The organism is Ruegeria sp. D4 (assembly GCF_056534475.1).
Genome location: NZ_JBQFPJ010000004.1, coordinates 272,003 through 284,988 on the forward strand (window position 1 = coordinate 272,003; position 12,986 = coordinate 284,988).

General features: G+C 60.5%; 13 protein-coding genes. 3 read left to right on the top strand and 10 right to left on the bottom strand.

The window, feature by feature from the left end; all coding sequences use genetic code 11:
• Positions 1 to 24: 24 nt before the first annotated feature.
• The 9 genes from ACR0MI_RS09050 to mdh form a co-directional block, all read right to left on the bottom strand.
• A complete protein-coding gene (locus ACR0MI_RS09050; RefSeq protein WP_170614396.1) occupies positions 25 to 294 on the bottom strand; it encodes a hypothetical protein in 270 nt (89 codons plus the stop codon).
• 2 nt (positions 295 to 296) lie between these two features.
• Positions 297 to 1,814, bottom strand: a complete 1,518-nt coding sequence (odhB, locus tag ACR0MI_RS09055) for a 2-oxoglutarate dehydrogenase complex dihydrolipoyllysine-residue succinyltransferase (RefSeq protein WP_170614397.1) — start codon at positions 1,812 to 1,814, stop codon at positions 297 to 299.
• A gap of 3 nt (positions 1,815 to 1,817) precedes the next feature.
• Entirely contained in the window at positions 1,818 to 4,775 is a 2,958-nt protein-coding gene (locus ACR0MI_RS09060; RefSeq protein ID WP_170614398.1) for a 2-oxoglutarate dehydrogenase E1 component, read from the bottom strand.
• Complete coding sequence (locus ACR0MI_RS09065; protein ID WP_170614399.1) at positions 4,772 to 5,311, bottom strand: DUF805 domain-containing protein; 540 nt, start codon at positions 5,309 to 5,311, stop codon at positions 4,772 to 4,774. The genes ACR0MI_RS09060 and ACR0MI_RS09065 overlap by 4 nt, the downstream gene beginning before the upstream one ends.
• A gap of 206 nt (positions 5,312 to 5,517) precedes the next feature.
• Positions 5,518 to 6,399, bottom strand: a complete 882-nt coding sequence (sucD, locus tag ACR0MI_RS09070) for a succinate--CoA ligase subunit alpha (protein ID WP_058278790.1) — start codon at positions 6,397 to 6,399, stop codon at positions 5,518 to 5,520.
• Positions 6,400 to 6,418: 19 nt separating this feature from the next.
• A complete protein-coding gene (locus ACR0MI_RS09075) occupies positions 6,419 to 6,940 on the bottom strand; it encodes a hypothetical protein (protein ID WP_170614400.1) in 522 nt (173 codons plus the stop codon).
• A 19-nt stretch (positions 6,941 to 6,959) separates the two neighbouring features.
• Positions 6,960 to 7,628 (bottom strand): class I SAM-dependent methyltransferase, encoded by a 669-nt coding sequence (locus ACR0MI_RS09080; RefSeq protein ID WP_170614401.1) that lies wholly within the window; start codon positions 7,626 to 7,628, stop codon positions 6,960 to 6,962.
• A gap of 45 nt (positions 7,629 to 7,673) precedes the next feature.
• Entirely contained in the window at positions 7,674 to 8,867 is a 1,194-nt protein-coding gene (gene sucC / locus ACR0MI_RS09085; RefSeq protein ID WP_170614402.1) for an ADP-forming succinate--CoA ligase subunit beta, read from the bottom strand.
• A 330-nt stretch (positions 8,868 to 9,197) separates the two neighbouring features.
• Positions 9,198 to 10,160, bottom strand: coding sequence for a malate dehydrogenase (gene mdh, locus ACR0MI_RS09090; RefSeq protein WP_170614403.1), 963 nt, complete (start codon positions 10,158 to 10,160; stop codon positions 9,198 to 9,200).
• A gap of 161 nt (positions 10,161 to 10,321) precedes the next feature.
• Here mdh and ACR0MI_RS09095 point away from each other — a divergent pair, with 161 nt between their 5' ends.
• Positions 10,322 to 11,077: a sulfite exporter TauE/SafE family protein gene (locus tag ACR0MI_RS09095; protein ID WP_170614404.1), complete on the top strand. Its 756-nt coding sequence runs from the start codon at positions 10,322 to 10,324 to the stop codon at positions 11,075 to 11,077.
• 4 nt (positions 11,078 to 11,081) lie between these two features.
• Here the strand turns inward: ACR0MI_RS09095 and ACR0MI_RS09100 are convergent, their stop codons facing one another.
• Complete coding sequence (locus ACR0MI_RS09100; protein ID WP_170614405.1) at positions 11,082 to 11,396, bottom strand: hypothetical protein; 315 nt, start codon at positions 11,394 to 11,396, stop codon at positions 11,082 to 11,084.
• A 167-nt stretch (positions 11,397 to 11,563) separates the two neighbouring features.
• Between ACR0MI_RS09100 and ACR0MI_RS09105 the strand changes: the two genes are divergently transcribed.
• Together ACR0MI_RS09105 and ACR0MI_RS09110 are read left to right on the top strand one after the other, a co-directional pair.
• Positions 11,564 to 12,421, top strand: a complete 858-nt coding sequence (locus ACR0MI_RS09105) for an HpcH/HpaI aldolase/citrate lyase family protein (RefSeq protein WP_170614406.1) — start codon at positions 11,564 to 11,566, stop codon at positions 12,419 to 12,421.
• Between the two features lie 6 nt (positions 12,422 to 12,427).
• Positions 12,428 to 12,982, top strand: a complete 555-nt coding sequence (locus ACR0MI_RS09110) for an NnrU family protein (protein ID WP_480854172.1) — start codon at positions 12,428 to 12,430, stop codon at positions 12,980 to 12,982.
• Positions 12,983 to 12,986: the final 4 nt, after the last annotated feature.

The following is a 12,986-nucleotide window of genomic DNA, read 5'->3' on the forward strand; positions in this document are numbered from 1 at the left end:
CTGCGGGTCGGGGCATGTTCGTCCTTAGACGGGTTCCAACAGCTTGATCGTGATATGGGCAATGCCGCCGCGCTCGTGATGCATGGCCAGCTCCTCGGATCCGAAAAAATCCCTCGCCTTGTTCAGGTCCACCACCTCGAACATAGCAATTGCGTGATCCTTCTGATCGGGATCGCGCCAGACATGCAGGTCGCGGATGCCCGCGGCCTTGCGCATTGGCTGATCCTCGCGGAACACTTTCAGCCAGGCATCGAAATCGGCCACGTCGGCCTGCCAGAGTACATGTGTCGCCATGATTACAGATCCATCAGGAGGCGGCGCGGATCTTCCAGCGCCTCTTTTACACGTACAAGGAAGGTCACGGCGCCTTTGCCGTCAACGATCCGGTGATCGTAGGACAGCGCCAGATACATCATCGGGCGGATCTTGATCTCACCATTGATGACCATCGGACGATCCTGGATCTTGTGCATGCCCAGAATACCCGATTGCGGGGGGTTCAGGATCGGCGACGACATCAGAGAGCCGTAGACACCACCGTTCGAGATGGTGAAGGTGCCGCCCTGCATTTCGGCCATCGACAGCTTACCGTCACGGGCGCGCTTGCCTTTTTCGGCGATGGCTTTTTCGATTGCTGCAAAGGACATGCTGTCAGCATCACGGATGACCGGAACAACCAGACCTTGAGGCGTGCCGGCGGCAACCCCCATGTGCACGAAGTTCTTGTAGACGATATCGGTGCCGTCGATCTCGGCGTTGACTTCCGGAACTTCTTTCAGCGCGTGGCAGCAGGCCTTGGTGAAGAAGGACATGAAGCCAAGCCGCACACCGTGCTTCTTCTCGAACTGCTCCTTGTACTGGTTGCGCAGGGCCATCACCTCGGTCATGTCCACCTCGTTATAGGTGGTCAGGATCGCTGCGGTGTTCTGTGCATCCTTCAGGCGCTTGGCGATGGTCTGGCGCAGACGGGTCATGCGCACGCGCTCCTCGCGGGCCTCGTCCTCGGCGGCAACCGGTGCGCGCTGGGCCTGGGCAGCGGGGGCGGGCACAGCCGCCGCAGGCGCTGGGGCTGTAGCCGCTGCAACAGCTTTTGCCACGTCTTCCTTCATTATGCGGCCATCGCGGCCCGTGCCCGTGACCTGATCGGAGGACAGACCGGCCTCGGCCATCGCCTTTTCGGCGGACGGCGCGTTTGCAACGTCCTTGCCAGCGCTGGCCGCCGCCGGAGCAGCCGCAGCGGCAGCAACAGCCGGTGCGGGCGCCGCGCCAGCGGCCGCGCCCGAGATCACCGCCAGTTTCGCGGTTGCATCCACGGTTGACCCTTCGGGTGCCACGATTTCGGCCAGAACGCCGGCTGCCGGGGCCGGGACCTCGACTGACACCTTGTCGGTCTCCAACTCACACAGCATCTCGTCCTGGGCCACGGTGTCACCAACCTGCTTGAACCAGGTGGATACGGTTGCTTCGGTAACGGACTCGCCCAAAGTCGGGACCATCACGTCGACGCTGCCTCCGGATGCTGCCGGTGCTGCCGCCGGAGCCGGGGCGGCCGCAGCAGGCGCAGGGGCGGCGCCTTCACCGGCGGTAATGGTGGCCAGCAGGGCGTTCACGCCAACCGTTTCACCCTCTGCCGCTACAATCTCGCCCATCACGCCTGCGGCGGGCGAGGGTACTTCAACTGTCACCTTGTCGGTTTCCAGTTCACACAGCATCTCGTCCACTGCCACGGCGTCGCCGGGTTTCTTGAACCATGTTGCGACCGTGGCTTCTGTGACGGATTCGCCAAGCGTGGGAACACGAACTTCAATCGTCATCGCTTACTTTCCTTCAATGCTCAGCGCTTCGTTCACGAGCGCCTCTTGTTGGGCTTTGTGTTGGCTGGCCAGACCCGTCGCGGGCGAGGCCGAGGTTGCGCGACCGGCATAGACTGGGCGAGTATGTTTTGCGCCGATACGGGTCAGCACCCATTCGATATTGGGTTCGATAAAGGACCAAGCGCCCTGGTTTTTGGGTTCTTCTTGACACCAGACCATTTCGGCACCCTTGAAGCGCTCAAGCTCGTTGATCAGCGAATGCGCCGGGAACGGGTAATACTGCTCGATCCGCATCAGATAGACGTCATCAATGCCGCGTGCGTCGCGTTCCTCCAGCAGGTCGAAATAGACCTTGCCGGAACACATGACGACGCGTTTGATCTTGTCGTCCGCAACCAGCTTGGTGTCCGAATTACCTTTCTGCGCGTCGTCCCACAGCACCCGGTGGAAGCTTGAGCCGGTGGTGAAATCCTCGGCCGTGCTGACCGCCAGCTTGTGGCGCAGCAACGATTTGGGCGTCACCAGGATCAGCGGCTTGCGGAAGGTGCGGTGCAGCTGACGGCGCAGGATGTGGAAGTAGTTCGCAGGCGTCGTACAGTTCGCCACGATCCAGTTGTCCTGACCGCACATCTGCAAGAACCGCTCCAGACGGGCCGAGCTGTGTTCAGGTCCTTGACCTTCGAACCCATGCGGCAGCAGAGTGACCAGACCGGACATCCGCAGCCATTTGCTTTCGCCCGAGCTGATGAACTGGTCGAACATGATCTGCGCACCGTTGGCAAAGTCACCAAACTGCGCCTCCCAAAGAACCAGTGCGTTGGGTTCGGCCAGCGAATAACCGTATTCGAAACCCAGAACCGCATATTCGGACAGCATCGAGTCAATCACGTCATATTGCGACTGGCCCGCGCGAATATGGTTCAGCGGGTAATAACGCTCTTCGGTTTCCTGGTGGACGAAACCCGAGTGGCGCTGGCTGAACGTGCCGCGCGTCGCGTCCTGACCTGCCAGTCGCACCGGGTAGCCCTCGGTCAGCAACGACCCGAAGGCCAGCGCCTCGCCCGTGGCCCAGTCGAACCCTTGACCCGACTCGAACATCTGTTTCTTGTGATCCAGCAGACGACCCACGGTCTTGTGCAGGGCAAAGCCCTCGGGTGCACGGGTCAGCGCACCTCCGATTTCGCTCAGCGTTTCGGGTGTGATGGCCGTCTCGCCGCGCATGTATTCTTCTTTGTTCTTGTCCAGATGAGACCAGCGCCCGTCCAGCCAGTCGGCCTTGTTGGGTTTATAGTCCTTTCCGGCCTCGAACTCATTGTTCAGATGCGCCTGGAAGGCCGCCTTCATGTCCTCGATCTCGCCCTCGGGGATCAGGCCGTCCTTGACCAGCCGCTCGGTATAAAGCGACAGCGTGGTCTTATGCGTCTTGATCTTCTTGTACATAATCGGGTTGGTGAACATGGGCTCGTCGCCCTCGTTGTGCCCGAACCGGCGATAGCAGAAGATGTCGATGACCACGTCCTTGTGGAACTTCTGACGGAACTCGGTTGCCACCTTGGCGGCATGTACCACGGCCTCGGGGTCGTCGCCATTCACGTGGAAGATCGGTGCCTCGACCATCAGCGCGATATCGGTGGGATAGGGGCTGGAGCGCGAGAAGTGCGGCGCGGTCGTGAAACCGATCTGGTTGTTCACGACGATGTGCATGGTGCCGCCGGTCTTGTGCCCGCGCAGACCCGACAGACCGAACCCTTCGGCCACGACACCCTGACCGGCAAAGGCCGCATCGCCATGCAGCAGAATGGCCATCACCTTGGTGCGGTCGGTGTCGTTCAACTGATCCTGCTTGGCGCGGACCTTGCCCAGAACCACCGGGTTCACCGCCTCAAGGTGCGATGGGTTGGCGGTCAGCGACAGGTGCACCGAGTTGCCATCGAACTCGCGGTCGCTGGACGCGCCGAGGTGGTATTTCACGTCGCCCGAACCGTCCACGTCCTCGGGCTTGAAACTGCCGCCCTGGAACTCGTTGAAGATGGCGCGATAGGGTTTGCCCATCACGTTGGCCAGAATGTTCAGACGGCCCCGGTGCGGCATCCCGATCACGATATCGCTCAGACCCAGCGCGCCGCCGCGCTTGATTATCTGTTCCATCGCGGGGATCAGCGCCTCACCGCCGTCCAGACCGAACCGCTTAGTACCCATGTATTTGACGTGCAGGAACTTTTCGAACCCTTCTGCCTCGACCATCTTGTTCAGGATCGCCTTGCGGCCTTCCTTGGTGAAGGCGATCTCCTTGCCGTAGCCCTCGATCCGTTCCTTCAGCCATGCGGCCTCTTCCGGGTCAGAGATATGCATGTATTGCAGTGCGAAGGTGCCGCAATAGGTCCGCTTCACGATCTCGACGATCTGACGCATGCTGGCCATCTGCAGGCCCAGAACGTTGTCGATGAAGATCGGTCGGTCCATGTCGGCATCGGTAAAGCCGTAGGTCCTTGGATCCAGCTCGGGGTGGTTGCTGGCTGCGCGCATGCCAAGCGGGTCCAGATCGGCGGCCAGGTGGCCCCGGATGCGATAGGCCCGGATCAGCATCAGCGCCCGCAGGCTGTCCAGCACGGCGCGCTTGATCTGATCGTCGCTGACCTCGACACCCTTGGCCGCAGCCTTGTCCCTGATCTTCTTGCCTGCCGCCTTGGCGTCGATCTCGGCCCATTCGCCGGTCAGCGCACCCGTCAGGTCATCCCCCGGCACCGGCGGCCAGTCCGTGCGCGCCCAGGATGGCCCTTCCGCTTCTTTCTGCACATCCGGCGCGTCGTCGCCCATGGCTTTGAAGAACTCGGCCCAGGCGGCATCCACCGCACCGGGGTTCTTGGTGTACTGGGCGTAAAGCTGCTCCAGATATTCGGCATTGTGCCCCTGCATGAAGCTCGAGGCATGAAAGGCTGAGTTGGGCGAATGTTCGGTCATTGGGCTACCTCATATGGGTTGGGACCGTATTGGTTGGTGCCTGGCTGGCTGGGGCGGGTCAGCCACCACAGCACCAGAAGGGGCGACACAAACAGAACAAGCAGTGTCGGAATGACGATAAGCAGCGTGGCACGTGTCAGCAGAATATCCATCGTACCACCGTGGAACTGGCTGGCGAGGCCGATGCCAAAGATCAGAACCGCAAACGCGCCCACGATCAGCAGGATCGGCAGCAGGGCATAAAGCCCGCTCCGCCCGGTGTCGTGCATCCGGCGGAAGGCCACGGCCAGATGCGGAAAGAATACGATCAGGCCGACAATGCTCTGCACAGGTTGCCGGGACGTGGCGGCGACGGACTTGACCTCATCGCTTTCACTGACCGCGACCTGAGTGAAGAACTGCCAGTCGATGATACCGGCAATGATGTTCCAGATCACGATGAACAGGAAAAAGAACCAGTATTCGGGCCGCGAGGCACGGCCCGAGAAGGTGAAGAACTTTGAGAAACAGGTGCGGATGGCGTCAGAGAAGGTCATGGGCTTACCGACCATCGCGTTACGAACCGACCATCGGCAGCGGACGCAGCCTTGGATTGAGCGAATGTTGCAGCCAATATCGCGACGAATGGAATTGCCCAAGTAGCAAATTTACGCGGCAAAAAAATAGGAACATCGGGCGGGCGTTTTTCGCCCACCCGTTTTTCGGGCGCTGCCCTCAGAGCATATGCCCGGTTCTTGTTCATTTACCCAATCGCTTCCAAAACAGCCTCACCCAGCTGCGCCGGGCTTTCGGCTACAACGATACCGGCCGAGCGCATTGCTTCGATCTTGTCCTCGGCACCACCTTTGCCACCGGCGACAATCGCGCCTGCATGGCCCATGCGACGGCCCGGAGGGGCTGTGCGGCCCGCGATGAAACCGGCGGTTGGCTTTTTGCGGCCCTTCTTGGCCTCGTCTGCCAGGAACTGCGCGGCTTCTTCCTCGGCGGAACCACCGATCTCACCGATCATGATAATCGACTCGGTCTCGTCATCTGCTAGGAACCATTCCAGCACGTCGATATGCTCGGTGCCTTTGATCGGGTCGCCGCCGATGCCCACACAGGTAGACTGGCCCAGACCCACATCAGTAGTCTGCTTGACGGCCTCATAGGTCAGCGTGCCCGAACGCGACACAACACCGACCGAGCCGCGCTTGTGGATGTGGCCGGGCATGATGCCGATCTTACAGGCGTCGGGCGTGATGACACCGGGGCAGTTCGGGCCGATCAGACGCGATTTCGAACCTTCCAGAGCACGCTTAACCTTCATCATGTCCAGAACCGGGATGCCTTCGGTGATGCAGACGATCACTTCCATCTCGGCATCGATCGCTTCGAGGATCGAGTCGGCTGCAAACGGCGGAGGAACGTAGATCACGCTGGCGTTGGCTTCGGTCACATGCTTGGCCTCGTGGACCGAGTTGAACACGGGCAGGTCAAGATGGGTCATGCCACCTTTGCCCGGGGTCACACCGCCGACCATCTTGGTGCCATAGGCGATGGCCTGCTCAGAGTGGAATGTTCCCTGCGAGCCGGTGAAGCCCTGACAGATGACTTTGGTGTTTTCGTCGATGAGGACTGCCATTTACTTTCCTTTGTTCCTGCTAGCCGGGATAGGTCATAGAGACGCGCACAGTGCCCGGAGTTTCATATCTGTGGTTGTTCTGGATGGTTGAGAGTTCGATGATCAACGGCAAGCCGCCGTCCAGTGAGATATGCCAGCTTGTCGGGCTGAACTGCTCAGTCGTCGGAAAATACTGGTAAAGCGTTCGGCCCACGATCGCCGCCATGTCCGCCTGATTCAGATGGGTTGTGTACACAGTGCAAAGACCGGCGGGACGGCTGGTATCGTCCACCTCGGCATGCGCCGTGTTTGCGGGTGCGTCGAAATAGTGGCTGCTGCCCCGATGAATGCCGTATTCGTTCACGCCGCGATCGACCTTGCGATAGGTGAACCCTGCCGCCGGAAAGGCCTGCGCGGCCTGCGCCCGCCGGAACATCACCTCGACGCACCAATAGGTCAGGCCGGTGACATTGGCCTGCGCCGCATCACGCAGCGTTACGCCCTGCTGCGCCAGAACCGGTTGCGCCAGCGTCAAAAGCGATATGAATGCCCAACGGATCATGACAGGGTTTCAGCGCCTTTCATGACGCACCTCTGTGCCGCTCAAGGGCGGCGATGACCTGTTCGCGCAACCAAATGCCCAATGACCGCTGGTTCTGCCCCGCCGGGCTTTGCAGATACTCGGGGTCCAGGTTGATCTCGCCTGTTTCCGAAATGGTCTCAACGGGGTCGTCGAAATTAAATGGCGCGGCGCAGGGGTTGAACCTTTGAAAGCCAGCATTGGCTCTCAGCCTTCCATTGACGGGAACGTAATGCATTGTGGTCAACAGGTAGGGTGTCCCGCTTTGCACGAAATTTTCGAAGAAGGCCCAGCGCAGCCACCATTTCAGGTGAAACAGGCAATCCCGGCACATCATCAGGTCGACCCGGGGCAACGGATCGGACGTGATGTCCAGATGCATGAAGGAACGACCCGGTGCCCCGTGCCGGGCTTTGACCGCATCAACCACCTCAAGCGAGATATCGCCGCCGGTATAGTCGATGCCCGTCAGATCCAAATGCTGCATCCATGTCCAGTCCCCACAGGGCGCATCAAGAAAGGTCCGGACCCGATAACTTTCAAAGATCCCGGGCAGTGCCGCGCGTAGCGGAGCCGTCGCCTCAAGCGTCGAGCCCTGACCCGAGCGCGGCCCTTTATGGCGCCCCGCCCAGCTCAAGTTTTCAAACGCGTTTCTCAGACCGCTGCGCATCCCGGATGTCCTATCAGCCCCTGTGGTTGAACCAGCTACCCGAGCTTACCCCTTGACCGCCTTCACGATCTTCTCGGCACCGTCTTTCAGGTTGTCTGCCGCAATCACGTCCAGGCCGGAGGTGTTGATGATCTCTTTGCCCTTCTCGACATTCGTGCCTTCCAGGCGCACGACCAGCGGTACTTTCAGGCCGACTTCTTTCACAGCCGCGACAACGCCCTCGGCAATTACGTCACAACGCATGATGCCGCCGAAGATGTTGACCAGAATGCCTTTGACGTTCGGATCGCTGGTGATGATCTTGAACGCTTCGGTCACTTTCTCTTTGGTAGCACCGCCGCCAACGTCCAGGAAGTTGGCGGGCTCGGCCCCATAGAGCTTGATGATATCCATCGTCGCCATCGCCAGACCCGCGCCGTTGACCATGCAGCCGATCTCACCGTCCAGCGCGATGTAGTTCAGGTCGTATTTCGACGCTTCCAGTTCCTTGGGATCTTCCTCGGTCGTGTCGCGCAGTTCGGCGATATCGGGGTGGCGGTAGACCGCGTTGCCGTCAAAGCCGACCTTGGCGTCCAGCACCTTGAGGTCGCCCTTGTCCGAGATGATCAACGGGTTGATCTCCAGCATCTCCATGTCCTTCTCGACGAAGGCGTTATAGAGCTGGTTCATCAGCTTGACGCATTGCTTGACCTGCGCGCCTTCCAGACCCAGCGAGAAAGCGATGCGGCGGCCGTGATAGGCCTGATAGCCGGTTGCGGGATCAACTGAGAAGGACAGGATTTTCTCGGGCGTGGCTGCGGCCACCTCTTCGATGTCCATGCCGCCTTCGGTCGAGCATACGAACGAGATGCGGCTGGTCTGGCGGTCCACCAGCAGGGCCAGGTACAGTTCACGCTCGATGCCCGAACCGGCTTCGATATAGATGCGGTTGACCTGCTTGCCAGCCGGGCCGGTCTGATGGGTGACCAGCGTGCGGCCCAGCATCTTCTTGGCTTCTTCGGCGGCTTCCTCAACCGATTTGGTCAGACGGACGCCGCCCTTTTCGCCGGCATCGGCTTCCTTGAATGAGCCCTTGCCGCGCCCACCCGCATGGATCTGTGCTTTGACGACCCAAAGCGGTCCATCCAGTTCACCGGCTGCGGTTTTGGCTTCCTCGGCGCGCAGAACCGCGCGACCCTCGGAGACCGGAGCGCCATAGCTGCGAAGAAGAGCCTTGGCCTGATATTCGTGAATGTTCATCGAAACTGTCCCGTCTGACTACGATTAAACCGTTATAGGGGGGTCTAAGGGACAAGTTTAAAGGGTTTTTTGATGGACGTAGGGGAATTAGCGAAGATTTTTCGGATTTGTGATCACGGCGTTTTATCGTGTGATCACAAAATTCAACCGCCGCCGTCATTGATTCGAAAGTTCTTTGACCGCTCTGGAAAACATATTCAAAAAAGGCATTTGCGACGTTTGCGCCAACACTGCCGATTGGGTTTTGTCCTGAAATCCGTCGTCGTCCGGATAGTATGAAAAAAGAGCCGGCCCGAAACGGACCGGCTCAGCTTTAGTGCAGGCGCGAGATTAGCTCAGCGAGCCGTCGATGCCCTTGCAGGCTTCGATCAGACCTTTGACGGCGTTGACCGAGTTGTCGAACCCCGCCTGCTCGTCTTCGTTCAGCTTGATGTCGACGATCCGCTCGATGCCGCCGGCACCGATAACGGTCGGCACACCAACATACATCCCATCGACGCCGAACTCACCGTTGCAATAGGCCGCGCAAGGCAGAACGCGCTTTTGGTCTTTCAGATAGGCCTCGGCCATTTCGATCGCCGAGGTGGCGGGCGCGTAATAAGCCGAACCGGTTTTCAGCAGGCCAACGATTTCGGCGCCGCCGTCACGGGTGCGCTGCACGATGGCGTCCAGTTTCTCCTGCGTGGTCCAGCCCATCTCGACCAAATCGGGCAGCGGGATGCCGGCGACGGTCGAATAACGGACCGACGGCACCATGGTGTCGCCGTGGCCGCCCAGAACGAACGCTGTGACGTCGCGCATCGAGACGTTGAACTCTTCCGACAGGAAATGCGCAAAGCGCGCCGAATCCAGAACGCCCGCCATACCGCAGACCTTGTTGTGCGGCAGACCCGAGAATTCGCGCAGGGCCCAGACCATCGCGTCCAGCGGGTTGGTGATGCAGATCACGAATGCGTCGGGGGCGTGGGCCGCGATGCCTTCGCCGACCGACTTCATGACTTTCAGGTTGATGCCCAGCAGGTCATCGCGGCTCATCCCCGGCTTGCGGGCCACGCCTGCGGTGACGATGCAGACATCCGCGCCCGCGATATCCGCATAGTCGCTTGTGCCGGACATGGCCGCGTCAAAGCCCTCGGACGGGCCGGACTCGGCAATGTCGAGCGCTTTGCCCTGCGGCAGCCCGTCAGCAATGTCAAACAGGACAACGTCACCCAGTTCCTTGACAGCTGCAAGGTGCGCGAGCGTGCCGCCGATGTTCCCCGCGCCGATCAGCGCAATCTTGGGTCTGGCCATTTGGAATATCTCCGGTCGGTTTTGAAATCGCGGTTTTGCTAGTCCTTAAATGGGTTTCGCGCAAGGGTCGCGCAGCGCGGCATGCGACCGCATACCGTTTGCGCCGGGCAATCAGTTTGCGCTAAACCGGCTGGGAAATATGCCAAATCGGGGCCGCCCGCATGTTCGATCTGAACCTGATGTTTTTTGCCGTGGCGATCCCGGCGGTGATATTTGCGGGGATTTCCAAGGGCGGTTTCGGCTCGGGCGTGGCTTTTGCGTCCTCGTCGATTCTGGCGCTGATCCTCGAGCCGGGGCAGGCGCTTGCCCTGATGCTGCCGATCCTGATGGTGATCGATGTGGCCACCCTGGGGCCCTACTGGAAACGCTGGAGCTGGCCGGATTCCCGCCTGTTGATCCTGGGTGGCGTGCCAGGCGTGGCGCTGGGCGCATGGCTCTATCGCGCCACCGATGACGACCTGCTGCGGCTACTGATCGGCGGGATCTCGGTCGGGTTCGTGATCTGGCATGTCGCGCAAACCCGGGGCTGGGTGCGCGGCTTTGCCAACCGGCTGCCGCCTTCGGCCGGTCTGACAGCCGGTCTGGTGGCAGGCTTCACCAGCTTTGTCAGCCACGCCGGCGGCCCGCCCGCCGCCGTCTATCTTCTGTCACAGCGCCTCTCGAAGACCGAGTTTCAGGCCTCGACCGTTCTGGTGTTCTGGGTGATCAACGTCGCCAAGTTCGTTCCCTATGCATTTCTCGGCCTGTTCACCTGGCATACCGCGCTGGCGGACCTTCTGCTGGCGCCCTTCGCCATTCTGGGCGCCTGGCTGGGCGTCCGGGCGCACTGGATGATGTCCGAGCGCCTGTTCTTTGGCATCGCCTACGTCCTGCTGACCCTGACCGGAACCAAGTTGATCTGGGATGCACTGACCTGACGGGTCAGATCTTGTCACCTTTTGGCGGCAGCGCATCCGCCAGCGCCTCATAGGATTGACCCGCCGCCACCAGGCACGCCATACCGTCAGGCAACGTGACGATGATGGTCCAACTGCCGGTTTCGTCTGACGCGTAGATCTCCATCACCGCGCCCTGGCGGGCAATTCCGATGCCTTTTCGTGTTTCGCCGTATGTGGCCGCCAACCGCTCGATTACGTCCGGGCGCGGGGCGCAGGTGCCCGGCCGGGCAAAGACCTGCTGCGCGGCGGCGACCATGATTATCAGACCCAATGTCATCCTCAGAACCGTCATCCTCATATCCGACCCCTTTGCTGTAAGACCTCAAAAGCTGACGGCAGAGGCGTGAAATCCGGTTAAACCGCCGAGCGTTGCGTGCCGATGCTGCGCTGCGGCGATTTTTGCCTTGAACTTTCCGGTAAAAAATGCCCCATTCCGCGCAACATTATTTCTTTGGGAGAAGCCAGATGGACCCGCGCCAGCGCCCCTATCGTTCCGTTCTTTATATCCCCGGTTCGAAAGAACGGGCGCTGGACAAGGCGCGCATTCTGCCTGTGGACGCGATTATTTTCGATCTGGAAGATGCAGTTGCAGCAGACGAAAAGGACAATGCGCGCGAAACGCTGAAAGGTGCTCTGGCCCAAGGCGGTTACGGCAACAGGGTCCGGATCGTGCGAATCAACGGTCTGGACACCGAATGGGGCCGCGCCGATGCCGAGGCCGTGCGCGACATGGACGCAGACGTCGTGCTGCTGCCCAAGGTCAACTCTGCCGCAGATGTGGACGCGCTGGCGGCCATCACCGGCGATCTGCCAATCTGGGCGATGATGGAAACCCCGCGCGGCATGCTGAACGCGGCTGAAATCGCGGCGCATCCCCTGATGGCCGGATTTGTCATGGGAACCAACGATCTGGCTAAGGAACTGCAAACCCGGTTCCGCCCCGACCGCCTGCCTCTGATGACCTCATTGGGCCTGTGCCTGCTGGCCGCCAAGGCCGAGGGCCTCATTATCGTCGACGGCGTCTACAACGCCTTCAAGGACAATGACGGGCTGGCCGCCGAATGCGCGCAGGGTCGCGACATGGGCTTTGACGGCAAGACGCTGATCCACCCGGCGCAGGTCGACGTAACCAATGCGGCCTACGCGCCATCGGACGCCGAGATCGATCTGGCCCGTCGTCAGATCACCGCGTTTGAAGAGGTCGAGGCCCAGGGGCAGGGGGTTGCTGTCGTCGATGGGAAGATTGTTGAAAACCTTCACGTTGTAACCGCACGAGAAATTCTGGCAAAAGCAGAGGCAATATTGGCTTTGCAAGCGGGGTAGCCGGCAATGGGTTTTCTTCTTCTGGTTCTTGGTGTGGCGCTTTGGTGGGCGGCGCATCTGTTCAAACGCGTCCGTCCGGAACAGCGCGCCGCCATGGGCGAAAAGGGCAAGGGCGCGGTGGCATTGGCGCTGCTGGTGTCGGTCCTGCTGATGATTTTCGGCTACCGCATGACCGATTTCATCCATGTGTGGTCGCCGCCGACCTTCATGATCCACGTCAACAACCTGTTGGTCCTGATCGCGATTTTCATGATGAGCCCCGCAGGAACCAAGGGAAAGCTGCTCAACGGCATGCGCCACCCCATGCTGGCCGGGTTCAAGACATGGGCCTTCGCGCACCTGCTGGTAAACGGCGATCTGGCGTCGATCATCTTGTTCGGCGGGCTTCTGGCCTGGGCCGTAGTAGAGGTGATCGTGATCAACCGGTCCGAGCCTGAATGGACGCCCGGCGAACCTGGCACTTATGGCAAGGACGCGATGTTCTTTGTGGCCTCGATTGTTCTGCTGGGCGTCATCGGTTACATCCACGGGCTGGTCGGCCCCTCACCTTTCCCCTCGTAAGGAG

Bases quoted from the DNA above. Each gene is read 5' to 3' on its own strand.
- ACR0MI_RS09100 (WP_170614405.1), bottom strand. From the start codon at position 11,396: ATGAGGATGACGGTTCTGAGGATGACATTGGGTCTGATAATCATGGTC.
- ACR0MI_RS09105 (WP_170614406.1), top strand. From the start codon at position 11,564: ATGGACCCGCGCCAGCGCCCCTATCGTTCCGTTCTTTATATCCCCGGT.
- ACR0MI_RS09075 (WP_170614400.1), bottom strand. From the start codon at position 6,940: ATGATCCGTTGGGCATTCATATCGCTTTTGACGCTGGCGCAACCGGTT.
- odhB (WP_170614397.1), bottom strand. From the start codon at position 1,814: ATGACGATTGAAGTTCGTGTTCCCACGCTTGGCGAATCCGTCACAGAA.
- sucD (WP_058278790.1), bottom strand. From the start codon at position 6,399: ATGGCAGTCCTCATCGACGAAAACACCAAAGTCATCTGTCAGGGCTTC.
- mdh (WP_170614403.1), bottom strand. From the start codon at position 10,160: ATGGCCAGACCCAAGATTGCGCTGATCGGCGCGGGGAACATCGGCGGC.
- ACR0MI_RS09080 (WP_170614401.1), bottom strand. From the start codon at position 7,628: ATGCGCAGCGGTCTGAGAAACGCGTTTGAAAACTTGAGCTGGGCGGGG.
- ACR0MI_RS09060 (WP_170614398.1), bottom strand. From the start codon at position 4,775: ATGACCGAACATTCGCCCAACTCAGCCTTTCATGCCTCGAGCTTCATG.
- ACR0MI_RS09050 (WP_170614396.1), bottom strand. From the start codon at position 294: ATGGCGACACATGTACTCTGGCAGGCCGACGTGGCCGATTTCGATGCC.
- ACR0MI_RS09110 (WP_480854172.1), top strand. From the start codon at position 12,428: ATGGGTTTTCTTCTTCTGGTTCTTGGTGTGGCGCTTTGGTGGGCGGCG.
- sucC (WP_170614402.1), bottom strand. From the start codon at position 8,867: ATGAACATTCACGAATATCAGGCCAAGGCTCTTCTTCGCAGCTATGGC.
- ACR0MI_RS09065 (WP_170614399.1), bottom strand. From the start codon at position 5,311: ATGACCTTCTCTGACGCCATCCGCACCTGTTTCTCAAAGTTCTTCACC.
- ACR0MI_RS09095 (WP_170614404.1), top strand. From the start codon at position 10,322: ATGTTCGATCTGAACCTGATGTTTTTTGCCGTGGCGATCCCGGCGGTG.